This window comes from Paeniglutamicibacter terrestris, from assembly GCF_012271785.1.
GTDB lineage: Bacteria > Actinomycetota > Actinomycetes > Actinomycetales > Micrococcaceae > Paeniglutamicibacter > Paeniglutamicibacter terrestris.
The window spans coordinates 165,429-188,867 of record NZ_JAAWVT010000001.1 but is presented as its reverse complement, the minus strand read 5'-3'; the positions used below and the strand labels follow the sequence as shown (position 1 = coordinate 188,867).

Here is a 23,439-nt window from a genome sequence, read left to right as displayed (position 1 = left end):
TCACTCGCCGGGGAAAACCGAGCCGAGGGCAGAGAGCACACCAAAGGCCTTGGTGCGTACCTCGTCCCACTCCTCCTGCGGGTCCGAATCTGCGGTGATGGCCCCGCCCACACCGAGGCTCAGGTCCCAGGTTTCGGCATGCTTATTCCTGAGCATCACCAGCGTGCGGATGACCACCGAAAGATCCGCTGCCCCGGTGGCGGAAAAGTAACCGACGGATCCTGAATAGAGCCCGCGGGCCTGACCATCTTCCAAGGAATCAAGGATGGCCATGGTCGAAACCTTTGGCGCACCGGTCATTGACCCGGCCGGGAATGCCGCGGCGATGGCCTCGGCGCGCGGGGCACCGGGGCGTAGTTTCGCGTCGATGGTGGAGACCATCTGGTGGACGGTGGCGTAGGACTCGATGGCGCACAGTCGTGGCACCGACAGCGTGCCGGGTTGGGCGAAGTGGGAGAGGTCATTGCGCAAGAGATCAACGATCATGATGTTTTCCGCGCGATCCTTGGGAGATGTCTCCAGCTCGTGGATCAGTGCGGCATCCTCCTGCGCGGTTTGTCCGCGTGGCCGGGTTCCCTTGATGGGTTCGGCCCGTAACCAGCCCTCGGTACCGACCGAGAGGAAGCGTTCGGGGGAGGTGCTGGCGACCGCCAGGTCCCCGAAACGCAGGTAATGAGCGAAGGGTGCGGGGTTGCGCTCACGCAGGAGCAGGTAGTTATCCCATGGGGTGCAGGGGACGGCTGCGGCATGTAGCGAGGTGGTCAGGCAGACCTCATAGCTATTACCGAGCCAAATCTGTTCCTTGGCAGCCAGTACCTTGGCCAGGTAGCTTTCGCGGTGATCTCGCACGCTGAATTGTGGGGCGAGCGATACCGGTAGTGCCGGAGGTAGGCAGGCCCCAAGCTGTTCGAGGAGCGTGCTGACGCGGGCAAAAAACGCCGTCGTGTCGCTTTCCGGGGAGGCGAGCAGGTGCACGGTGTCGCTGTGGTGATCGATGATGACCACCTGAGCGGGGCGGATCAGTGCCGCATCCGGTGGCTGTGCGTCACTGGCTGCGGCGGGGTTGTTGCTGCCTCCGGTTTCGCGTTTGAGTTCATACCCCAGATATCCCAGCCATCCGGGGAGAAACGGCAATGAAGGAGCCCCGGGCAGCGTAGCACCGGTATCCCAGGCCGAAGCCAGCCAGCTGAAGAATCCGGCGGAGGTGCGTGCCGTGGCACTTCCGGTGCGCAGCACCCCGGAGCCGGCGCGGTGTTCGTACACGGCGCAGGCATCGGTGGTGGCGGCGGCCATGATCGAGTACCTGTTGCGGGCGCGAGGATCGGCAAAACTGAGGTTGCTGGATTCAAGGAGCACTGCGTGCTGCTCCTCGGGGTAAAGTGCAGCAAAAAGCGCCGCGGCATCCGGTGCCGCGGTCAGGCAGCGATGCTCCGGGGCAAGCGCCGCAGCCTCGGCCCGCTCGGCGGCCATGACCACCTGTGCGGCGGGCAGGGTGAGCAGTGCCCGCAAGACATGGGTCGGGGCGGAACCATCCGCCCGGTTGTCCACCGTGATATCTGCATGTTCTGGTACCGGGTCGGCGCTCAGGTAGAGGTTTTCCTGCTCAGCCCACTGCTCCCAGTGCGCGGCAAAAATCTCCCCGTCGCGCTCCAGCGCCCGCTGCTTGCGGGTGGCATCGGGGACCTGGACGTAGATCAGTACATCAAGTAATTCGCGGGCGGCGGCGCATCCTGCCCCAACGCCCTCGATGATGATCACCGGGGCAGAATCAAGGGTGGAAGTCGGCCCGAAGGAGTTGGTGTTCCAGTCCCAGCTTTTCCATGCCGCGGCGTCGCCGCGGGCCAGTGGTGTCAGAACCTGGTCGACGTAATCTTCGGTTCCTGCCTTCAGACCATCCCAACCGGGGTAGATGTCCTCAAGGTGGAAGAGCGCTACCTCACGGTGGCGGCGTAACTGGGTGGCCAACTCGGCGGCAAGCGTGCTTTTTCCGGCGCCGGAGCGGCCATCGATGCCAAGGACCAGTACGGGGCTAGTTGCCACGTTGGGGCATGATGTGGGCGCGCACGTAGTCGAGCACTCCCGGTAGGGCAGCATTGATCATTTGCCAGCACAGGCGGAAGTCGGCCGAATCGCCGAACCACGGGTCATAGATGCCTTGGCCTTCTACCGGGGCGCTGGCGAGGGTGGAATCGAAGGAACGCATCATGCGTAGTTGGGGGTGCGGGGCAGTGGCATCGGTGGGTAGCAGCTTGCCCAGCGCGTTGAAGTGATCCTGGTCCATGGCCAGTAACAGGTCCACCCCGGAGATGGTTTCCTCATCCAGAACGCTGGCCCGGTGCCGCTCGGCATTCATACCGTGGGACTGCAGAATGGCGGCGGCCCGTGGGTCGATGGGTTGACCCGCTTCGCCGTCGCTGATGCCGGCGGATTCGACCGAGACGTCGGTGATTCCCGCATCGTCGAGGGCTGTGCGAATCATGTACTCGGCCATGGGGGACCGGCAGATGTTGCCCGTGCACACTGTCATTATCCGGAACATGGTTTTAGTCTAGGGCCCTTACGCACCTAGTGACAGGCATAAACACGACGGGTACGGATGGTTATCGGATTGTGCCCTTCGTCCATGGGCCTTACAACACCGAGTTGTGGCGGATCAGTGGATGAAGACCAGCAGGGCGGCAACAAAGATGAATAGTGTGCCGAAGGACAGGTTCAGGATCCGTTGCCCGCGTTCGGTGGCGGTGAAGCGAGAAAAGCTCTTGGCGGTGGCAGCAAAAAAGAACCACATGACCATGATGTCCACGGCAACAATGGTTCCGATGAAGATGAGATACTGCGGCACCGGTGGGGCATCAAGGCGGATGAACTGCGGGGTGAAGGCCAAGAAGAAGACGATGGCCTTGGGATTAAGCAGGTTGACCCAGAATCCACGCCGGAACATCGAGAAGGCCGGTTCGCGGTCACTCGTATCCAGCGCCTGAGATCCGGTGGCCTTGGCAAGGATGAGCCGAATCCCCAGATATATCAGGTATCCGGCACCCGCATAGCGGATGACCGTGAAGGCCAGCTCGGAGCGGGAGACCAGTAGGCCCACGCCAGCGGCAACAATCACCACATGGACCAACAACGCGGACTGTTGGCCCATGATGCCCCACAGGGATCGGCGGAAGCCCGAATTCATGGAGTTGGTCATGGTGTTGATTGCCCCGGCTCCGGGAGTGAAGCTGATCAAGGTGGAGGCGCCAAGCAGGGAAAGCCATAAGGAAAGTGTCACTCAAACAGTTTAGATGAGCACCGACAGACACCTTTCATCGTGGCCACAGACCGTGGAGTCATATGTTTCGGTGATCTCTGGACCCCGGGGAGATGGCTGGGACGGTGTGGGAGCGGGCCACGTCCGCGTACCAGCGGGCCGATGCCTTGGGAATGCGCGCTTGCGTCTTGTAGTCCACGCGCACGATCCCGAAGCGTTTGCCGTAGCCAAAGGCCCACTCGAAGTTATCCAGTAATGACCAGAGCAGATACCCGCGGACATCGGCCCCGCGGGAGATGGCGCGGTGCGTGGCTCGCAGATGCGCGTCGATGAAGGCCAAGCGGTCCTTGGTGTCATCAACAAAACCCGCGGCATCTGGCTCATCGTTGTAGGCGGCGCCATTCTCGGTGATCACCATCGGGATGCCCGCGGGACCGGTGTAGTGCTCCTGCAAGCGGAGGAGCAATCGTTCCAGGCCCTCGGGTTGCACCTCCCAGCCCATGGCGGTTTGTGGCAGTGAACGAGAGCGGTCCCGCACCCGTTCACTGCCGACCGCGGGGGAGCGGCGCAGTAGCCCACGCTCGGAGGGGAAGGTTAATGCCGATTCCGGGACCGGGGGAGTCTGGGGGGCGGTGACCTGCACCCCGTTGTAGTAGTTGACCCCGAGCATGTCGATGGGGGTGGCAATGATTTCCAAGTCGTTGCCCTGAATATGTTGTTCTAGCCCTGCCGCTGCCATGTCGTGGAGAACATCGGCGGGGTACTGACCGCGGAAGATGGGGTCCAAGAATACGCGGTTGAAGGAGCCATCGATGCGCCGCGCGGCATCAATGTCCGCCTCGTTGGTTGGATCGTGAGGATCCGCGACGGTGAAGTTCAGGGTGATCCCCAGCTGCTGATCCTTGGTGGCGGCTTCGCGCATGGCCGAGGTGGCCAGCCCGTGGCCCAAGAGCAGATGGTGCGCGGCGGCCACAGCCTCGGCCGGGTTGGTGTGGCCCGGGGCATGCTCACCGGCGGCGTAAGAGAGGAAGGAGGAACACCAGGGTTCGTTGAGTGTTGTCCACTGTTTAACGCGGTCGCCCAGATGATCAAATACTTCCACGGCGTAGTCGGCAAAACGGTAGGCGGTGTCGCGGTTGGCCCAGCCACCGTGTTCCTGCAAGGCCTGTGGCAGATCCCAGTGATAGAGCGTGAGCCAGGGGGTGATCCCGTGTTCCAGCAGTTCATCAACCAGGCGGGAGTAGAAGTCCATGCCCTGTGGATTCAGTCCGCGGTCCCCGGGCTTGATCCGCGCCCAGGAGGTGGAGAACCTGTAGGTGTCGAGCCCCAGATCCGCCATGAGTGCCACATCCTGTGGCATTCGGTGATAGTGGTCGGCGGCAATTGAACCGTCATGCCCCTCGAAGACGGCTCCCGGTACCCGAGCGAAGGTGTCCCAGATCGAATCCTCGCGGCCGTCCTCATGGCTGCCGCCCTCAATCTGGAAGGCTGCGGTGGCCGAACCGAAGCTGAAACTCGGTGGGAAGTGGAGTTCTTCGGCCGTGTTGTACGGGGCGGCTAGGTTCGAGGTGGGGTTCGTGCGGGGGCGATCGGTCATGATGGGGCGATCCTCACTCATTGGTGGGCGGCACATGGCACGGTGGGTGGTGATTCCGAGCCTAGTGGGCAATGCCCTTTTGATCCATGGTGAACTTTCCACCTCGGGGCCTGCGGAGCGGCGCTCGCCGAGGAGGGAGCGCCGATCCGAAACGTGGTCAGTCTTCAGGCCCCGTACTGTGTGCCCGATCGACCCCGGCGGTGGCCTGGGCCATGAAACGTGAGATGAGCTCCACCTCTGCGGAGCTGTAATGGGAGATGACCTCGCGCATGGATTCTGCTAGGGGGACAAACATGGCTCGTCCGTCGGCGAGCGCTAGGGGCGTCAATTTGATGCGCTGTACTCGGCGGTCCTTGTCGATCTGCAGTCGCTCGATGTGTCCCCGGCGTTCGAGCCGGCCAAGCATGGCGCTGGTAGCGGGAGAACTGAGCTGTAGGGCGCGGGAGATTTCGCCGGGTGTCGGTGGGGTGCCGGCGCGCTCGAGGCGCATGATCAGCGCCAGGGCGTTCATTTCGGTGCGGTGGGTTTTGTGGAGGGAGCCGGTTGCTTCCACATACCTATCCGACGCCTGACCGAATTCTTGTAGCAGCAAGATGAGGTCGAAAGAAGCGGTGGAATCCATGGCAACAAGTGTAGTGGGTCAACTTGAATTAGTTCCATTGTGGAAATACTATCTAAGTTAACGTCTTGCAAAGCATTCGGGCTTAGGCCGAAGCATAAGAGGAGAAACTCGTGATCGATCAGCCCCAGGGCACCGGCAAACATGTCGGGCACCACCAGAAGGAACCCGGGTCCACAACCCGCATAAGCATGAGATGGATCAGGGCCCTGCTGGCGGCTGTCTTGGTGGCACTCTGGCTGGGAGTCTCGGCAGTGGGTGGACCGACGTTCGGGAAACTCGGCGACGTGCAGACCAACGACCAGGCCGCGTTCCTGCCAGCCAGCGCCGAGGCAACACGGGCCCTGGAATGGCAAAGCAAGTTCCGCACCTCCGACGCCATTCCCGCTGTTGTGGTCGTGGTGGGCGAGACAAAACTTGATGAGGCCACCATCAAGGATCTGAGCACGACGCTATCGAAGTCTGGCGACCTCGACGGTGACGTGGCCGGACCCTTCCTCTCCGAGGACGGATTGGCCGCCGAATGGGTTCTGCCGTTAAACGGTCAGGCTGAGGTTGACGCCGCCGTTGACACCCTCCGTACCGAACTCACCGATAGCGCACCTGCTGGAATCCGAACCTATGTCACGGGTCCGGCAGGATTCAGTGCGGATTTGGTGGAAGCCTTTGGTGGAATCGATGGGGTATTGCTGGGTGTGGCACTCGGTGCCGTCTTCGTGATCCTTCTGCTGGTGTATCGCTCGGTACTGCTGCCGCTCACGGTGCTCTTCACTGCCGTGGCCGCCCTCTGTGCCGCGGTTCTGGCCATGTACTTTATGGCCAAGGAAGGCTGGATCCGGCTCGACGGCCAGAGCCAAGGCATTCTTTCCATCCTGGTGATTGGTGCGGCGACCGATTATTCACTGTTGCTAGTCGCCAGACACAAGGAGGCCCTGGCTCTGGGGCAGGATCGCTGGCAAGCTGTCTTGACCGCGTGGAAGCGTTCGGTTGAACCGATTCTTGCATCCGGCGGTACCGTGACGGTCGGCTTGTTGTGCCTGCTCTTCTCCGACCTGAACTCGAACAAGGCACTGGGTCCCATCGGGGCCAGCGGCATCGTGCTCTCGGTGATTGCCGCACTGACCTTCCTGCCAGCGGTGCTTGCCCTTTTGGGACGAGCCGCTTACTGGCCATTTATGCCCAAACCGACACCCGAGTTGGCCCCCGAAGAACTGCCAGCTGGCTTGTGGGGACGAATTGCGGCATTTGTCGCTCGTCACCCGCGACCCATTTGGGTGCTGACGGCACTGGTGTTGGCGGCGGGCGCCTTGGGATTGACTCAGCTCAAGGCATCCGGTGTTCCGCAGAGCGACATTGTCTTGGGGCAGACCGACTCCCGGGACGGGCAAGTTGCCCTGGGTGAGCATTTCCCTGGTGGGACCGGGAGTCCGCTGTTCGCGGTGGTGGAAGAGTCGGCTGCCGCTGACCTGCTGCCGTTGCTGGAGGCCAGCGATGGGGTGGCCTCGGCCTATATTCAGGCTGCCGATGGTGGGCCGGCGGTGGCCCAGGCTGGCCGCGATCCACAGGTTGTTGAAGGTCGAGTGTTGTTCTCCATCACCCTGGATGATCCCGCGGACTCCGACGCGGCCAAGGCGACGTTGCTCAACGTCCGGGACATTGCTCATGGGCAGGACTCCGAAGCCCTGGTCGGCGGAACGACGGCAACACTGAGCGACACAGCCACCACGGCACAGGCCGATCTGCTGAAGATCATCCCGCTGATTCTTCTGGCCATCCTCATTATCCTGATGTTGCTGCTGCGCTCGATTCTTGCCCCACTGCTCCTGGTGGCGACCACTGTGCTGTCCTACGGGACGGCGATGGGCGTTTCGGCCTGGGTCTTTAATGGCATCTTTGATTTCGCAGGCGCCGATCCGTCGGTTCCGCTCTTTGGTTTTGTATTCCTCGTCGCACTGGGCGTGGACTACAACATCTTCTTGATGACTCGGGTCCGCGAGGAGTCACTCATCCACGGCACGCGCAACGGTGTGCTTCGCGGGCTCGCGGTCACCGGAGGGGTGATCACCTCCGCCGGAGTGGTTCTTGCCGCTACGTTTGCGGCGTTGGGCATCATCCCCATCATGTTCCTGTTGCAGCTGGGCTTCATCGTGGCCTTCGGAGTCCTGCTTGACACCTTGGTGGTCAGGTCGCTGTTGGTACCTGCACTGGTGCACGACATCGGTCAAAAAGTTTGGTGGCCGAGCAAGCTGGGCTCCAAAAGGTAACGGAACTCTCGTTGGGCGGTGGGCGGGGTACTGCTAAGCTGGATACTTGTAGATCGGTAAGGTGCGATTTTTGTGCCCGAAGGTCTATGCGTCGACTGATTAGATTTCCCGACCCGCCGCGTGCCCCGAGATTACTTGGGAGCGACTACGGCCGGTCGATGTGCGCTTTGCGCCATCTTGGCTCTCTCTTTCTTCGGCGACCACGCGCGCCGAAACCGTCGTGCGAAGCTTTGATAGAAAGTATTACGTGAGTCCTTCATTCACTTCCCTTGGTGTGCCCGCAATTTTCGCCGATGTTCTTGCCTCGCAGGAAATCGAAGCGGCATTCCCCATTCAGGAAGCAACGCTTCCCACCACCCTTAACGGTGGCGACGTGCTCGGACGCGGTCAGACCGGCTCGGGCAAGACCCTTGCTTTCTCCCTTCCGGTGGTTGCACGCCTGGCTGCTAACCCCAAGCCACGCAAGGCACGCTTCCCGCGTGCACTGATCATGGCACCTACCCGCGAACTGGCCACCCAGATCGCCAAGGTTGTTGAGCCGTTGGCCAAGGCCGTTGACCTTCGCGTTGCCGTTGTCTTCGGTGGCGTCTCGCAGCAGCGTCAGGAAAAAGACCTGAACGCCGGCGTTGACATCCTCATCGCTTGCCCCGGTCGCCTCGAGGACCTGCTCAAGCAGCGCGTCGCCGACCTTTCCCGCGTGGAAATCTCCGTACTCGACGAGGCCGACCACATGGCCGACCTCGGCTTCCTGCCGGTCGTCAAGCGCATCCTGGATCAGGCCCCGCGTGGCATCCAGCACATGCTCTTCTCCGCCACCTTGGATAACGGCGTAGACAAGCTGGTTCAGCGCTACCTGTCCAACCCGACCGTTCACTCGGTTGACGCTCCGACCGCCGCCGTGAACACCATGGAACACCACGTGTTCATGGTGTCCAACGACGACAAGAAGGAACTGGTTCGCACCCTGGCCTCCGGCAGTGGCCGCCGCATCATGTTCATGCGCACCAAGCACCACGCCAAGAAGATGGCTGTCTGGCTGACCAAGTGCGGCATCCCGACCGTTGATCTGCACGGCAACTTGAGCCAGAACGCTCGTGACCGCAACCTCGCGGCCTTCTCCGCTGGCGACGCCCGCGTATTGGTAGCCACCGACGTTGCAGCCCGTGGCGTACACGTTGATGGTGTGGAGCTTGTTGTCCACATTGATCCGCCGGCCGAGCACAAGGCTTACCTGCACCGCTCGGGCCGTACCGCCCGTGCCGGTTCGGATGGCATTGTTGTCACCATCGCCACCCCGGATCAGCAGAGCGACGTGAAGTCCCTGATCAAGGCCGCTGGCCTGAAGGTTCCGATGGTCAAGGTCACCCCGAACTCACAGGTCGTCATGGAGGTTGTGGGCGACGTTGCCGCTCCGGTTGCCTACGTTGCTCCGCAGCTGCGCAGCACCGCCTCCGTTCGTAAGGAAACCCTGACGGACTCCGACGCAGCAGGCGGCCGTGGCCGTCGCCGCGGCGGTCGTGGTACCGCCAAGAGCGCTTCCGGTGAGGCTCCGCGCGGCCGGGACGAAAATCGTGGTGGCGAACGTCGCACCGAAAACCGCAGTGAAAACCGCGGTGGCGAACGTCGCACCGAAAACCGCAGCGAAAACCGCGGTGGCGAACGTCGTAGCGATAACCGTGGCGAGGGTCGCGGCAACGCTGCTCCCGGCTACCGCAGCGAACGTCGTAACGACAATCGTGGCGCCTCGGCTCCGCGTGCCGGCGACCGCCGCACCGATAACCGTGCCGACCGCCGTGCAGATATGCAGCAGGATGACCGCGATGTAGCTCGTCGCACCAATCCGGCAAACCGCGGTTCCGCCGCAGCACGCAACAACTCGGGCCAGCGCCAGGGTGGCGCAGCGAGCTCACGCCCGCCGCGCAGCAACAACACCATCGGTGACGCCCTCGGCGCCTCCAAGGTTGAAGCAGCCAACGGTGCAGGCCGTGGCGCAGGTCGTGGCCGCGCTCCGCGCCGCGCGACCTCACCCGCCTCGGGCAACCGCAACAACTACTAAGGATCATCCCGCAGCTGTGCTGCGGTAGAACCTGAACGCCGATGGGCCCGGTCAAGCAACTGAAACGTTGCTTGACCGGGCCCATCGGCGTTTAAGGAAAGGTCATGAAACTCGGCGGTGAAGATTCATCCCTTTGTCTGAATCCGCAACTAATGGGGTCGGTAGAGATCATCCTTTGGTGGCACCGGTTTGCCGGGTGCAGACCAATAATCTGGGAGGGAAGAACAGGCCGCTGGTGCAACGTCGCCCAACGGACCAAGCTGAACCACCACCACTACTGATGGCCGCGGCGCGGGCTAGGAGATTGACCATGATTGAGTCATTGCAGGATTTCACCTCAACGTTTCCTCCGGCACTTGCGTGGCTGGCGGTGATGCTTGCAGCCGCCATTCCGTTTGTGGAGTCGTACTTTGGTGCAGCGATCGGGGTCGTCATCGGCGTTAACCCAGTGATCGCGATCCTTGCGGCCGTGGTGGGCAACGTGGCCTCGATGTTACTCATGGTCAACGGGGCTCACTTTCTGCGTCGAAAAGCGAGCAAAGGTACTAATGAACCTTCGCAGAAGTACGTCAAATTGCGTGCGGCCTTCGAGAAGTATGGCATTGCCGGAGTTAGTCTCTTGGGCCAGACAATCCTTCCAAGCCAGATCACCTCGGCCGCGTTGGTGTCCTTTGGTGCGTCCAAGGAGAAGGTCATTTTCTGGCAGGTTATTTCGATCATCCTGTGGGGAACCGCGTTTGGTCTGCTGGTGTACCTGGGCATTGACGTTATCGGCGGCCGCTAGCCGGACACCGAGGCTAGCCGGTCAATCGGGGCGACTGGTGTCCCCGCGGGGACAGCTCTTATAACGGGTCAGAGTTGCTCGGCGGTGCTCTGAGGTGGTGATCACTGAGGGCGAACGCGACTCTCAGCAAACTCTAAGTTCCCTGTCATTCCGGGGATTTTCTAGCTCCATAGCGGCAAATTTGAGCCTTCAAACCCAAACTTGAGCCATGCGCGCTCAACTTTGAATTGACATCGTTTTGCTCTTCGGTAAACTTGAGTGCAGAACGCTCAACCGATTGAATTCGGGTTGGTCGTTGGTTCATTTCCCCAGGTAAGAAGGAGCATCCTCATGTCTCGTGCCGTAGGTATTGACCTCGGAACCACCAACTCTGTTGTATCCGTCCTCGAAGGTGGCGAGCCGACCGTTATCGCTAACGCCGAAGGCAACCGCACGACCCCCTCGGTCGTAGCCTTCTCCAAGAGTGGCGAAGTTCTGGTTGGCGACATCGCTCGCCGCCAGGCCGTAAACAACATCGATCGCACCATTGCTTCAGTCAAGCGCCACATGGGCACCGACTGGACCGTCAACATCGACGACAAGAAGTACACCGCGCAGGAAATCTCCGCACGTACCCTGATGAAGCTCAAGGCCGACGCCGAGTCCTACTTGGGCGAAAAGGTCACCGACGCGGTTATCACCGTTCCGGCATACTTCAACGATGCCGAGCGTCAGGCCACCAAGGAAGCCGGCGAAATCGCTGGCATGAACGTTCTGCGTATCGTCAACGAGCCGACCGCAGCCGCACTGGCCTACGGCCTGGATAAGGGCAAGGAAGACGAGCTCATCTTGGTCTTCGACCTCGGTGGCGGAACCTTCGACGTTTCCCTGCTCGAAGTTGGCAAGGACGAAGACGACTTCTCCACCATCCAGGTCCGCGCCACCTCGGGCGACAACCGCCTCGGCGGCGACGACTGGGATCAGCGAGTTGTTGACTGGTTGCTGGCTCAGGCCAAGCAGAAGGGCGCAGACCTGTCCAAGGACAAGATCGCCCTGCAGCGTCTGAAGGAAGCAGCGGAGCAGGCCAAGAAGGAACTGTCCTCGGCTACCTCCACCAACATCTCCCTGCAGTACCTCTCGGTCACCTCCGATGGCCCGGTTCACTTGGACGAGCACCTTTCCCGTGCCAAGTTCCAGGAACTGACCAACGATCTGCTCGAGCGCACTCGTAAGCCGTTTAAGGACGTTATCGCCGAAGCCGGCGTGAAGGTCTCCGAGATCGCTCACGTGATCCTCGTTGGCGGCTCGACCCGTATGCCGGCAGTTGCCGAACTGGTCAAGGAATTGGCCGGCAAGGAAGCCAACAAGGGTGTGAACCCGGATGAGGTTGTTGCCGTTGGTGCAGCACTGCAGGCTGGCGTGTTGAAGGGCGAGCGCAAGGACGTTCTGCTCATCGACGTCACCCCGCTGGCACTGGGCATCGAGACCAAGGGTGGAGTGATGACCAAGCTGATCGAGCGCAACACCGCGATCCCGACCAAGCGTTCGGAGACCTTCACCACCGCCGAGGACAACCAGCCTTCGGTTTCCATCCAGGTCTTCCAGGGCGAGCGCGAGTTCACCCGCGATAACAAGGCCCTGGGCACCTTTGAGCTGACCGGTATTGCACCAGCCCCGCGTGGCATCCCGCAGGTTGAGGTCACCTTCGACATCGACGCCAACGGCATCGTCCACGTGTCCGCCAAGGACAAGGGCACCGGAGTCGAGCAGTCGATGACCATCACCGGCGGCACCGCGCTGTCCAAGGATGACATCGAGCGCATGGTTCGCGAAGCCGAGGAGCACGCTTCCGAGGACAAGGCTCGCCGCGAGGCAGCCGAGACCCGCAACGCCGCCGAGCAGTCTGCTTACTCGGTTGACAAGCTCATCAAGGACAACGAAGACAAGCTGCCCGAAGAGGTCAAGACCGAGGTTCAGGCCGACGTTGACGCCCTGAAGAAGGCCCTGGAATCTCAGGACAACGATGACGAGGTCAAGGCCGCGTTTGAGAAGCTTCAGGCTTCGCAGACCAAGCTGGGCGAAGCCATCTACTCGCAGGCTCAGACCGAGTCCGAGGGCGCCGAAGGTGCAGAAGCACCGCAGGCCGAAGAGGACATCGTTGACGCAGAGGTCATTGACGAAGACGAAAAGAAGTAAGGGGCGCATCGACCATGTCAGAGGAAAATCACGACGAAGCAACCTCCCACGAAGAGGTTACTCCGGTCGACGAAGCCCATGACTCGGGCGACGCGTTGAGCCAGGCCGAGGCCATCCTCAATGAGGCTGGCCTCGACACCGAGGAAGCAACCCCGGTGGTGGACAAGGAAGCCGAACTGCGCGATGACCTATTGCGTCTGCAGGCCGAATACGTCAACTACCGCAGGCGTGTTGAACGTGACCGAGATGTAGCGCGTGAAAACGCCATCCAGTCGGTCATCGTCAACCTGTTGCCGGTGGTTGATGACATCGACGCCGCTCGCCTGCATGGTGACCTGGTTGATGGCCCCTTCGCGTCGATTGCCAACAAGCTCGACACCGTGCTTGAAGGCCTTGGCCTGCTGCGCGTTGACGAAGCCGGAGTGGCCTTCGACCCGAACATTCACGAGGCACTGATCCAGCAGCCAAACGCCGAAATTCCGGCGGATCACGTGGCGCAGATTCTGCGTCCGGGCTTCAAGAAGGGCGAGCGCGTCCTGCGTGCGGCCCAGGTGATCGTCTCCCTCGGAGAGTAATTACCACGGTGTGGCACCTGCCTTAGGCAGGTGCCACACCACCTACCAGATATGCGGCGGTTCGCATCAGGATCCAGTGATGGACCCCGCGATCCGTCGCATACTTGGTGGAGTCAACATCCTAGATTTCTCCCCGCCGCGATCGATGAGCGGGTGAGCCACAGATTTTTTTACAGCAAAGGAGGCGCCCGGTGGCAAGTCAGGACTGGGTCGACAAAGATTTCTACGCCATTCTTGGCGTCTCCAAGGACGCCAGCGACGCGGACATCAAGAAGGCGTACCGGAAGATGGCGCGCAAGTTCCACCCGGATACCAACGCCGGTGACCCCGAGGCCGAGCGCAAGTTCAAGGACATCACCGAGGCCAACGCGGTCCTCTCCGACAGTGAAGAGCGTCAGCAATATGACGGCATTCGGGCCATGGGCTCCGGGGCACGCTTCAGCGCCGGCGGACAGGGTGGGCCCCAGGGCAACGCCGGCTTCGAGGATGTCTTCTCCAACCTCTTCGGCGGTGGCGGCGGATCCCGACGTGGTGGTCAGGTTCCGCCGGACTTTGCCGACCTCTTTGGTGGCGGTGGCTTCGGCCAGCAGGCACCACGCAAAGGTGCCGACCGTACGGCAAGCACCTCGATCTCCTTTGCCGGTTCCATGAAGGGAACGACCATTGGGCTACGCGAAGCCAATGGCGAGATCATCGACGTTCGGATCCCTGCCGGCATCAAGGACGGACAATCGGTCCGTGTGCGCGGCAAGGGATCCCCGGGCGGTGCCGGCGCGGGTGACCTGATTGTAAAGGTCACCGTGAAGCCACACGGGTTCTTCACCCGTGAGGAGAACAACATCCGGATTCACGTCCCGATTTCCTTCCCCGAAGCAGCCCTCGGCGGCCAGATCGAAGTCCCCACGCTCACCGGGGAACGGGTCAAGATGAAGGTTCCCGCCGGTTCGGCCACCGGTCGTACGCTGCGTCTGAAGGGCCGTGGGGTCGTCACGTCCAAGGTCAGCGGCGACCTGCTGATCACCCTGGACGTGGTTATCCCGCAGAACCTCAGCAAGGAAGCACAGGAGGCCGTCGAAGCCTTCGCCGCGGCCACCAAGGATGAGGATCCGCGCGAAAGCCTGTTCACCCGCGCAACACTCTAGTTAACCAAGCGCCTCGTTCCGCCACTGCGCGGCGCGGGGCGCTTGTCCGTACCAGGATTTTGGCTACGGTGGAACATATAAAACGGAAGGGCAATGATCATGGCTACTGACCGACTGAGACCGATCTTTGTCATTTCCATGGCAGCCGAGTTAGCGGAAATGCACCCCCAGACGCTGCGGCAATATGACCGCCTCGGTCTGGTGTCCCCCTCGCGGCAGGGCGGAAAGCAGCGTCGCTACTCGGAGCACGATGTTGAACTGTTGCGCGAAATTCAGCGGCTTTCCAAGGACGGTGTCTCCCTGGAAGGCATCAGGCGCATCATGGCCCTGGAAAACCAGGTGGCCGCTCTGCGCTCACGCGTGGGGGAGTTGAGCAACGAAGTGTTTGCCCTGCGCAGCGCCCACCAGGCCATGGGCCTGGGACGAGTTTTTGCCGCCGGCAGCACCGGCGATGTGGTTTCTCTGGCCCGCGGACAGCGCCCGCGCGGCCGCAGCCAGGCCGTGGTGGTGTGGAAACCGCGTAGCAAGTAGCAGTGCCCACCGTCGGCAAGGGATAAGAGCATGACACCAGCTTCTAACTATGCCGGGTTATCGGCCATGGCCCATCAACGATTCGAAGCGCTCTGCGCCATCCGTGGGCACCTGCGCGGCACTCACCGGCAGGCACTGGATGGGACGGCCCATGCGTTGCGTCAAAGTTCCATGGACTCCGCGATTCCGTCCCGTCATCTTCTCTTTTTGGACCTCTCGGCCAGGGAGCCACTGGCAGCGATTGTTGTCGGCGATCTTGACACCGCCAGCCACGTGACATTTCAGCTCTCCGGGACGGGGATTCGAGCCCGCAGCGCCCTGTGGGGGTCGGTGCGCGAGGCCGGGCAGTTATACCTTGAACAGCTCCGCGTCGGAGCACCAGCACCGGCCGTGGTGGCCTGGCTGGGGTATCGGACGCCCAACCTCGCGAGCGCCCTACTGAACATCGCCGCGCGGCGTGGAATCAGCAGGCTAGCGGAGGACCTGAGTACCTTTGCCCGGCTACGGTCAGATCGCCCGCACCTGGCCATCGAGGCCCATTCCTATGCCGCATCATTGGCCGCCCAAGTCCTTGATGCCCAATCCGACTTTGGAGCTCAAGCGCAGGCTCTGGCCATGATCGGATCGGCGGGAATTCCCAGGATTCTCTCGCGCACCCCGGATCGGTTAAACGTCCCGAATCAGAACATTTATGAGGCCATCGCGCAGGGGGATTACCTGGCACGGTTGGGGCGCGCATTCTCGGGACGAAAGCTACTGAACGGCCACGCATTTAGTGTGGGGGCTATGCCCGAGTTGGGTCTCTACGCGGCCCGGGGGCATAACACCTCCCGGTTCTTGGACGGAAATTTAGATTCACCCAGGGGCTACCGGGATCCGCAAACTCTGTCCTTGCGGAACCTTGCCTTGATCACGACCGGACAGCAGCCCTTGGCTTAAAGCAGAACGGGGCGGTGTGAGGCCTGCGCCTGTGCACCGCCCCGCCGATGATGTTCTAGAGTGCCTTGCGGTAGGTCAAATCGAAGATCAGGCGGCCAGCCTTCAGGGCCTTGCCCTCGAAACTGGTCAAGGTGCGTCCCTCGAAGCGTGGGGCCCAACCGCCGAGCTCATCAATGAAGTCGGGGTCAGGGTCCTCGTTTTCCAGGCCCAAGCGGCGGACCTGGGTGAGGTTGCTGTCCTCACCGGATAATTCACCGGCGTGCAGATTGGTGAACGCGGGGGAGGCGTCAAAAACTTCACGCATTTGTTCGGCATAGTTTGACCAGTCGGTGGCCAACCGGATGACTCCACCGGGTTCCAATACGCGCTCGAGTTTGGGCAGGAAGCTTTCCTTGATCAAGCGGCGCTTGTGGTGGCGGATTTTGTGCCACGGGTCGGAGAAGAAGATCCAGATCTCGGCGACGGATTCGGCCGGCAGCAGGGAGTCAAGGGCTTCTGGCGCATTGGCTTGCACCGCTCTCACATTGCTCAACTCGCTATTTTCAACGCGCACCATCAGTGCTGCCAGACCGGGCAGGTAAACTTCTACCGCCAGGAAATCGGTGTCGCTATTCTGGCTGGCGGCAAAGGCCATGGCCTCGCCGAGGCCTGAACCGATCTCAACAATCAAGGGGGCCTTACGGCCGTAGAGAGCCTCGGCATCGAATCTGTAGCCTTCGCCCACCGAGGTGTCGGTGCGCTCACGCGGAGGATCAATGATGTACTTGCTGGCCGTGCGTTCCCAGGCATCGGCGCGACGACCATGCAGACGGGTGCCGCGTCGAACAAATGACACAGGCTCGGGCTGATAGAAGCTGAGGTCGTCGACGGCGCGGCCGCTGGTCGGCGCCTTGTGCTCTGGGGGAATGCTCATGAGCTTAAGCCTAGCGAACTTCAGCGTCTATCTTTCCCCGCCTTGTGTGCCGCCTTGGTCACCGGATGTGGCCCAGATGAGTAGGTTTCTCCGGGCAACAGGCCCGTTCGACCCATCAGTTCCCCGACGGTGACCAGCGTGTATCCCTTGGCCCTGAGACCCGAAATAACCGCGGGAATTGCGTCAACGGTGCTCGAATGGATGTCATGCATCAGCACGATGGACCCCGCGGTGCTCTGTTGTACCGCGGCCTTCACGACCTTTGTGGTGTTGCGGTGCTTCCAATCCAGGGTGTCGACATCCCACAGAATGACCGGAGCCTTTGCCGCCCGATCAACGGCGGAATTGCGAGCCCCATAGGGAGGTCGTAACAAGGCGGCAGGTGACCCCACGGCCTCGGTGATTACGGTGTCGGTGCGGTCAATCTCACGTCGAATCTGGGCGGGGGAGAGCGATGGCAGTGATCGGTGGTTCCATGTGTGATTGCCAATTTGGTGTCCCTCAGAGACGATGCGCTGCAAGATGTGTGGCCGCAGCTTAGCGTTGGGCCCCGTGACGAAGAAGGTCGATGGGGCATTGCCCGCCTTCAAATGGTCTAATAGCCTCGCTGTCTTTGGCCCCGGACCGTCATCAAAGGTCAGGGCAACACATTTTTGGGTGGAACAGTCGATCGAGCGTCTCTTCGGGGCCACCTTGCGCTCCGGCGCTTGCGGCGCGGCAGGATTCGCTTGAGGAACCTTTGCCGCGGTGGAGAGTTGGGAGTGCAAACGGCTTAAGGTCCGTGGCGACGTCAGCGCGGAGCGTACGCTGGTTCCGAAATTCGATAATAGGTCGGTGACATCTTCGGCCTTGACCGAAACGATACGAGGTCCACGGGCTTCGGTGCTCAGTGCATCGTCGTCCAGCTGGACCAGCGCGTTTCCGCGCAGATCAAAGATCACCGAGTCCAGCCACGCATTCTTCAGCAATAGGGGGCTTCCGGTGTGAGGTTGAGGATCGTTGTTAAGCTCCCTGGTCACTAACTTCTTGAACGTTACCCAGTTGGCATCGGTGTCAAAGAGATCTCGCGTGGTGCCTTCGGCATGATGTTTCAGATCAAACCACTGAGTCTGATAGCTGGTCCCACTGGAGGTATCGGTGGACGCAAAGCTATCCACTCGGATGCCCATGATGTTCTCGGAAATGGCGACGAGGTGACTACGTACGTTCAATTCCGCCCGCGGGGTGACAGCGATCCGTGCTTCGGTGTCGACTGAGGTTTTGAACGATGACGTTTTTGCTGCAACGAGTGCTCGCTGGGCCTCGGTGATTTCGGGGTTCGAAGAGACCTCAAGGTGCTTGGTGAAGATGTGCCGGTGCTCGTCGGATAGAACAACGGCTTCTAGCCCGGGCATCAGGATCAGGGGGAGCGAATTGAAATGATGCTGATCGTTTCCGGTCTCGCTGGCCGCCTCTTCCTGCACTAGCGGCGGGGGCGAGGGGGCTTTGGCGACGGATGCGCAACTGGTGAGGAGCAAGAGGGAAACGATTCCCCAGAGGGTCAGCGGAGATTTTCGAGCAAACGCGTGCGGCATTCAATTATTTTCGCATTTTCAATGGAATTAATTGAATCAACTCAACTGGGTGATGAGTCAGGGGAACCGTGGATTCGTAAGTTCGGGGGAAACTCAGGGTGTTCCCCGATGGCGTGGTGAGGGTTTGTGTACCAAGCTGTAAATATGCGAAACACTCTCTCCATTGTCCTGAACATCATCTGGCTCGTTTTTGGCGGCATCTGGCTATCGATCGGGTATATGGCGGCGGGCATCATTTGCTGCATCCTTATCGTGACGATTCCCTTTGGCATCGCGTCCTTCCGCATTGCCATCTACGCCTTGTGGCCGTTCGGGCGCACCGTGGTCGATCGTGGCAGAGTGGGAGCTTTCTCCACTATTGGAAATGTCATCTGGGTCCTGGTGGCCGGTATCTGGATTGCCATCGGCCATGTGCTGACGGCAATCCCCATGTTTGTCAGCATTGTGGGCATTCCCCTAGGCATCGCCAACTTGAAGATGATTCCTATTTCACTGATGCCCTTGGGCAAGGTCATCGTTCCGAGCACCCAGTACCTTCCGATGGCGCGCTAGCTCCACCACGACATTCATCAACCGCGGTGGGCTGTCTCGGGTTACTGATCGCTCTTCATGCGGGCTAACTTGATAGGCGTCTGCCTGCGTCCCTCACCCTCGGTCAGCCCGCTCGCCACACGGCGCGGGCTGATTCTTTTGAACACGGCAATTTAGGTTCGGGCGCACCACCTCATGATTATCGGTGGAAGAAGGAGCTCGAGAAGCCCCCGCCCCCTTGTTTATCGGCGAATCGATTTCTAGTCTGGGGAGTGGCAAATTCTGCCAATGACCGAGGGATGGAAACGACTCATGAGGGACCTCATCAATTGCCTGTGGTTTGACGGCCGTGGAGCTGAAGCAGCCTTGTACTACACGAGCATCTTTCCGAATTCAGCGATTTCATCGCACCTAGACATCAACACGGAGGGGGAACCTTCCAGCGAGCCGATGACGGTGGAATTCAACCTAAACGGAAGAGCCTTTGTTGCTCTCAATGGTGGGCCGCAATTCACCTTTAACGAAGCAGTCTCCTTCCAGATCATGTGTGAAGATCAGGCCGAAGTTGATCATTACTGGGAGAAGCTCACCGACGGTGGTGAAGAAAGTCAATGTGGTTGGCTCAAAGACCGTTTTGGTGTGTCGTGGCAGGTCGTGCCCGTGCGGATGGCTCAGCTACTGGGGGACCCAGACCCGGAGGTCGTTCGTCGAGTGGTGGAGGCCTTCATGCCCATGAAGAAGCTGGACATCGGTATCTTGGAGGCAGCTGCCAGGGGCTAGCCCCATTTTGATGCACACCCGGGGCCGAGTCACTTCCTGTTTCTTGATGAATGCGTGGTTCGAGACAAGAAAACGGCAGAGGGATGTTCTAGGAAGCCGTGGGTAGGTGCGGTGTGTTTCGGTTGAAACGCAGAAGCGTTGGAGATCCGTGATCGGGTTGCCAACGCTTCAGTGTTTTAACAGGAATATTTGCCTTCAGCGCATAGTTGAGTGATATAGACTCAAGTTTGAGCATAGAGCCAACCACGAAGGGATGAGCATGGATACCAAGCTGACCACCAAGAGCCAGGAAGCACTCTCCGCATCGGGAATGAACGCCTCAACGGCAGGAAACCCCCAAGTGGAGCCCGCGCATCTACTGAAAGCCTTGGTCGACCAACGCGAGTCCGTCGCCGTGGCCCTGCTAAAAGCGGCGGGCATCGACCCGGACCAGGTCTCCGTCCAAGCCAGCGCGGCCATCAAGGCGTTGCCCGCCTCCTCCGGAAACAATGTGGCCCAAGCTCAGTACTCCCGCGCCATTCTGCAGACGATCACAGCTGCCCAGCAGGCGGCAGCAGCCCTGGGCGACACCTACGTATCCACCGAACACTTGCTGCTGGGACTCAGCGAAGATACCGGGGCCGCCGGTAAGGCGCTGAGGACGGCCGGTGCCACACGTAAGATCCTCGATACCGCGCTGCCGACCATTCGTGGAGATCGCAAGGTGAACAACCCCGATCCCGAAAATACATTCCAGGCACTGGAGAAGTTCGGTACCGATATGACCGCTATCGCTCGGTCGGGAAAACTTGACCCGGTCATCGGCCGCGATGCCGAGATTCGGCGCGTCGTCCAGGTGCTCTCACGCCGTACGAAAAACAACCCGGTACTGATCGGCGAACCCGGTGTGGGTAAAACAGCAGTCGTCGAGGGGCTGGCTCAACGCATGGTCGCCGGAGATGTTCCCGAATCCCTGCGAGGCAAAACCCTGATCTCCTTGGATCTGGGTTCCATGATCGCCGGAGCCAAGTACCGTGGTGAATTCGAGGAACGACTCAAGGCAGTTTTGGAGGAAATCAAGGCCTCCGATGGGCAGATCGTCACCTTCATTGACGAGATTCACACCGTGGTGGGGGCAGGTGCCTCCGAAGGCGCCATGGACGCCGGCAACATGCTCAAACCCATGCTGGCCCGCGGCGAGTTGCGCCTGATCGGTGCCACCACGCTGGACGAATACCGCAAGAACATCGAGAAGGATCCCGCCCTCGAGCGTCGCTTCGCTCAGGTGTATGTGGGGGAGCCGAGTGTTGATGACACCATTGCCATCCTGCGCGGGCTCAAACAACGCTACGAAGCCCACCATAAGGTCACCATCGCCGACTCGGCGCTGGTAGCGGCGGCGGGGCTCTCCAATCGCTACATCTCCGGACGTCAGCTTCCCGACAAGGCCATCGACCTCGTGGATGAGGCAGCGAGCCGGCTGCGCATGGAGATTGACTCGGCACCGGAGGAAATTGATGCTCTGCGGCGCTCCGTGGACCGGCTGACCATGGAGGAACTGGCATTAAGCGGGGAAACCGACCCCGCATCGCGTGAACGCCTCGAGGTATTGCGTGCCGACATGGCCGATAAAAAGGAAGAACTTGACGGACTCAACGCGCGCTGGGAACAGGAGAAGGCTGGCCTGAATCGAGTTGGTGATTTGAAGGTGCGGCTTGATGAATTGCGATCACGCACCGAAAAGTTGCAGCGCGAAGGTGACCTGGAAGGTGCCTCGCGCCTGCTCTACGGGGAAATCCCCGCACTAGAGAAGGAGGTCTCCGACGCTGCGCAGGCGGAGGCCACCGCGGTGCCCGTGGAACTGATGGTCGCCGAAGAAGTCACGGCCGATGACATCGCCGAGGTAATCTCTGCCTGGACCGGGATTCCGGCCGGAAGGATGCTGCAGGGCGAAAGCCAGAAGCTGCTGGAAATGGAGCAGTTCTTGGGCCATCGCCTCATCGGTCAGGCCAAGGCGGTGGCCACCGTCTCCGATGCGGTGCGCCGTGCCCGCGCCGGGATCTCCGATCCCGACCGGCCGACCGGATCCTTCCTGTTCTTGGGCCCCACCGGCGTGGGTAAGACAGAGCTGGCCAAGGCACTGGCCGACTTCCTCTTTGATGACGAGCGCGCGATGGTGCGTATCGACATGTCCGAATACGCAGAAAAGCACTCGGTCGCCCGGCTGGTCGGTGCCCCTCCGGGCTACGTCGGCTACGAAGAGGGTGGCCAGCTCACCGAAGCGGTACGCCGCCGGCCCTACTCGGTGGTGCTACTCGACGAGGTAGAAAAGGCCCACCCCGAGGTCTTCGACATCCTGCTCCAGGTTCTGGATGATGGTCGGTTAACCGATGGTCAGGGCCGCACCGTGGACTTCCGTAACGTCATCTTGATCATGACCTCGAATCTTGGTTCGCAGTTCCTGGTTGACCAGACGCTGGAAGAGGACGTTAAACGCGCGGGTGTGATGAACCTGGTGAATGCCGCGTTCAAGCCCGAATTCCTGAATCGGCTGGATGACGTGGTCATGTTTGATCCACTCTCGCTGGATGAATTGGGCTCGATTGTTGCCCTGCAGGTTGACGCGCTGGCTGGCCGTTTGGCGGCTCGACGGCTGTCCCTGGTGGTGGATGAAGAAGCCCGCGATTGGTTGGCCTTCACCGGCTTTGATCCCGCCTTTGGTGCTCGTCCATTGCGTCGCCTGGTGCAGCGTGAGATCGGAGACAGGCTGGCCCGCGCACTTCTGGCCGGCACCATCCAAGACGGAGATACCGTTGAGGTGGGGATCGACGCGCAGGACGCAGGGCTGACGCTGAGCTCGCGTCGCGGCTAGGCTCGCAAACGAAGAAGGCTAGTGCCCGGGGAACGGAAATAGCCCCCGGGTACTAGCCTTCGGTGGGCTACGTGTTCTGTGCGGGAGTTTGAGCGGGCAGCATCGAGATGCGCACGCTACCGTCGTTCAGAGCCAGAAAGCAGTCGACAACCCTGTCACCTTTTTTCCAGGACTGCTCGGACGGTCGAGAAAAATGGTATGACCAACCGGCATCCAAGGGGCTGGAGGGATCCAGTGCAATGGACTTACAGAGCTTCTCGGAGGTATCCAAGATTTTGGCCGAGCCTGGGAAGGTGTCCCCTTCGAGGCTAAAGCTTCCGATCAATTGCGCGTTGTGCGCCGTCTGACAGGTCACCACCGTTGAGGTGTCCAACGGGCTGGTGAATCCCTGGAGACAATCGGCGCTTTCCAATTGGTCGGCCGGAACCTCGGTGGCGATGACACCGTCGATCCCCGGTGATGCGTTTCGTGTCACTTCTGTAGGCGCGTTTGAGGCAGCGTCCTGGCCAAAGAACTTATTGGCGCCGTAGATGACGACCAGCATGATTCCCAGCGCGCCGATGAGTGCCCAAAGCGCCGGAGCGCGCCACCATGAACGGGCCGTTGACGAGGCACTGAGAGCCGGAAGAGCGGCGTTTGACTCCGGCTGTGGCAGATCAGGCAAGCAAGCTCCCCGGTGGGTGGCAGTCGACTCGGTGGACAAAATAATACTCTACCGGCGGAACGGCGCTTCGGGGCAGGCACTCGCCGCCGAATCATGTTAACCTTGAGACACGAAAGAATTAGTCACATATTCTGGGGCCTCCGCCTACTTAAGACCGGACCACCTCCAGATCTACTGAAAAAAGGGGGTCA

At 60.8% G+C, this 23,439-nt stretch carries 19 protein-coding genes; 11 read left to right on the top strand and 8 right to left on the bottom strand.

Going from position 1 to position 23,439, the window contains the following annotated elements:
• The 5 genes from HED64_RS00860 to HED64_RS00840 all read right to left on the bottom strand — a co-directional run bounded on the left by HED64_RS00860 (nucleotide 1) and on the right by HED64_RS00840 (nucleotide 5,472).
• Nucleotides 1–2,040 (bottom strand): chorismate-binding protein, encoded by a 2,040-nt coding sequence (locus HED64_RS00860; protein WP_342590620.1) that lies wholly within the window; start codon nucleotides 2,038–2,040, stop codon nucleotides 1–3.
• Nucleotides 2,030–2,527 (bottom strand): low molecular weight protein-tyrosine-phosphatase, encoded by a 498-nt coding sequence (locus HED64_RS00855; protein ID WP_281069188.1) that lies wholly within the window; start codon nucleotides 2,525–2,527, stop codon nucleotides 2,030–2,032. The genes HED64_RS00860 and HED64_RS00855 overlap by 11 nt, the downstream gene beginning before the upstream one ends.
• 126 nt (nucleotides 2,528–2,653) lie before the next feature.
• Nucleotides 2,654–3,274 carry a LysE family transporter gene (locus HED64_RS00850; protein ID WP_168150259.1) on the bottom strand — a complete coding sequence of 207 codons (621 nt, stop codon included), beginning with the start codon at nucleotides 3,272–3,274 and terminating at the stop codon, nucleotides 2,654–2,656.
• A 58-nt stretch (nucleotides 3,275–3,332) separates the two neighbouring features.
• Nucleotides 3,333–4,850 (bottom strand): glycoside hydrolase family 1 protein, encoded by a 1,518-nt coding sequence (locus HED64_RS00845; RefSeq protein ID WP_168150258.1) that lies wholly within the window; start codon nucleotides 4,848–4,850, stop codon nucleotides 3,333–3,335.
• 157 nt (nucleotides 4,851–5,007) lie between these two features.
• Nucleotides 5,008–5,472 (bottom strand): MarR family winged helix-turn-helix transcriptional regulator, encoded by a 465-nt coding sequence (locus HED64_RS00840; protein WP_168150257.1) that lies wholly within the window; start codon nucleotides 5,470–5,472, stop codon nucleotides 5,008–5,010.
• A 188-nt stretch (nucleotides 5,473–5,660) separates the two neighbouring features.
• On the opposite strand from HED64_RS00840, the gene HED64_RS00835 reads away from it, so the two are divergent.
• From HED64_RS00835 to HED64_RS00800, 8 genes are all read left to right on the top strand, one after another.
• Nucleotides 5,661–7,733, top strand: a complete 2,073-nt coding sequence (locus HED64_RS00835; RefSeq protein WP_168151072.1) for an MMPL family transporter — start codon at nucleotides 5,661–5,663, stop codon at nucleotides 7,731–7,733.
• Nucleotides 7,734–7,980: 247 nt separating this feature from the next.
• Complete coding sequence (locus tag HED64_RS00830; protein WP_168150256.1) at nucleotides 7,981–9,789, top strand: DEAD/DEAH box helicase; 1,809 nt, start codon at nucleotides 7,981–7,983, stop codon at nucleotides 9,787–9,789.
• 310 nt (nucleotides 9,790–10,099) lie between these two features.
• The gene (locus HED64_RS00825; protein ID WP_168150255.1) at nucleotides 10,100–10,573 is read left to right on the top strand and encodes a hypothetical protein; all 474 of its coding nucleotides are present in this window, start codon (nucleotides 10,100–10,102) and stop codon (nucleotides 10,571–10,573) included.
• 330 nt (nucleotides 10,574–10,903) lie between these two features.
• Nucleotides 10,904–12,748: a molecular chaperone DnaK gene (dnaK, locus tag HED64_RS00820; RefSeq protein WP_168150254.1), complete on the top strand. Its 1,845-nt coding sequence runs from the start codon at nucleotides 10,904–10,906 to the stop codon at nucleotides 12,746–12,748.
• A gap of 14 nt (nucleotides 12,749–12,762) precedes the next feature.
• Complete coding sequence (locus HED64_RS00815) at nucleotides 12,763–13,323, top strand: nucleotide exchange factor GrpE (RefSeq protein ID WP_168150253.1); 561 nt, start codon at nucleotides 12,763–12,765, stop codon at nucleotides 13,321–13,323.
• Nucleotides 13,324–13,514: 191 nt separating this feature from the next.
• A complete protein-coding gene (locus tag HED64_RS00810) occupies nucleotides 13,515–14,465 on the top strand; it encodes a DnaJ C-terminal domain-containing protein (protein ID WP_168150252.1) in 951 nt (316 codons plus the stop codon).
• A gap of 99 nt (nucleotides 14,466–14,564) precedes the next feature.
• On the top strand, nucleotides 14,565–14,996 hold the full coding sequence (locus HED64_RS00805) for a heat shock protein transcriptional repressor HspR (protein WP_168150251.1): 432 nt from the start codon (nucleotides 14,565–14,567) through the stop codon (nucleotides 14,994–14,996).
• 30 nt (nucleotides 14,997–15,026) lie between these two features.
• Complete coding sequence (locus tag HED64_RS00800) at nucleotides 15,027–15,935, top strand: alpha/beta hydrolase (protein ID WP_168150250.1); 909 nt, start codon at nucleotides 15,027–15,029, stop codon at nucleotides 15,933–15,935.
• Nucleotides 15,936–15,990: 55 nt separating this feature from the next.
• Here HED64_RS00800 and trmB read toward each other — a convergent pair whose 3' ends face one another.
• A complete protein-coding gene (gene trmB, locus HED64_RS00795) occupies nucleotides 15,991–16,848 on the bottom strand; it encodes a tRNA (guanosine(46)-N7)-methyltransferase TrmB (protein ID WP_168150249.1) in 858 nt (285 codons plus the stop codon).
• Between the two features lie 20 nt (nucleotides 16,849–16,868).
• The gene (locus tag HED64_RS00790; protein WP_168150248.1) at nucleotides 16,869–18,422 is read right to left on the bottom strand and encodes a polysaccharide deacetylase family protein; all 1,554 of its coding nucleotides are present in this window, start codon (nucleotides 18,420–18,422) and stop codon (nucleotides 16,869–16,871) included.
• A gap of 144 nt (nucleotides 18,423–18,566) precedes the next feature.
• Here HED64_RS00790 and HED64_RS00785 point away from each other — a divergent pair, with 144 nt between their 5' ends.
• From HED64_RS00785 to clpB, 3 genes are all read left to right on the top strand, one after another.
• A complete protein-coding gene (locus HED64_RS00785; protein ID WP_168150247.1) occupies nucleotides 18,567–18,974 on the top strand; it encodes a YccF domain-containing protein in 408 nt (135 codons plus the stop codon).
• A gap of 291 nt (nucleotides 18,975–19,265) precedes the next feature.
• Entirely contained in the window at nucleotides 19,266–19,733 is a 468-nt protein-coding gene (locus tag HED64_RS00780) for a VOC family protein (RefSeq protein ID WP_168150246.1), read from the top strand.
• Nucleotides 19,734–19,992: 259 nt separating this feature from the next.
• Complete coding sequence (gene clpB, locus HED64_RS00775; protein ID WP_168150245.1) at nucleotides 19,993–22,584, top strand: ATP-dependent chaperone ClpB; 2,592 nt, start codon at nucleotides 19,993–19,995, stop codon at nucleotides 22,582–22,584.
• Nucleotides 22,585–22,651: 67 nt separating this feature from the next.
• Here the strand turns inward: clpB and HED64_RS00770 are convergent, their stop codons facing one another.
• Entirely contained in the window at nucleotides 22,652–23,248 is a 597-nt protein-coding gene (locus HED64_RS00770) for a septum formation family protein (RefSeq protein ID WP_168150244.1), read from the bottom strand.
• Between the last annotated feature and the right edge of the window lie 191 nt (nucleotides 23,249–23,439).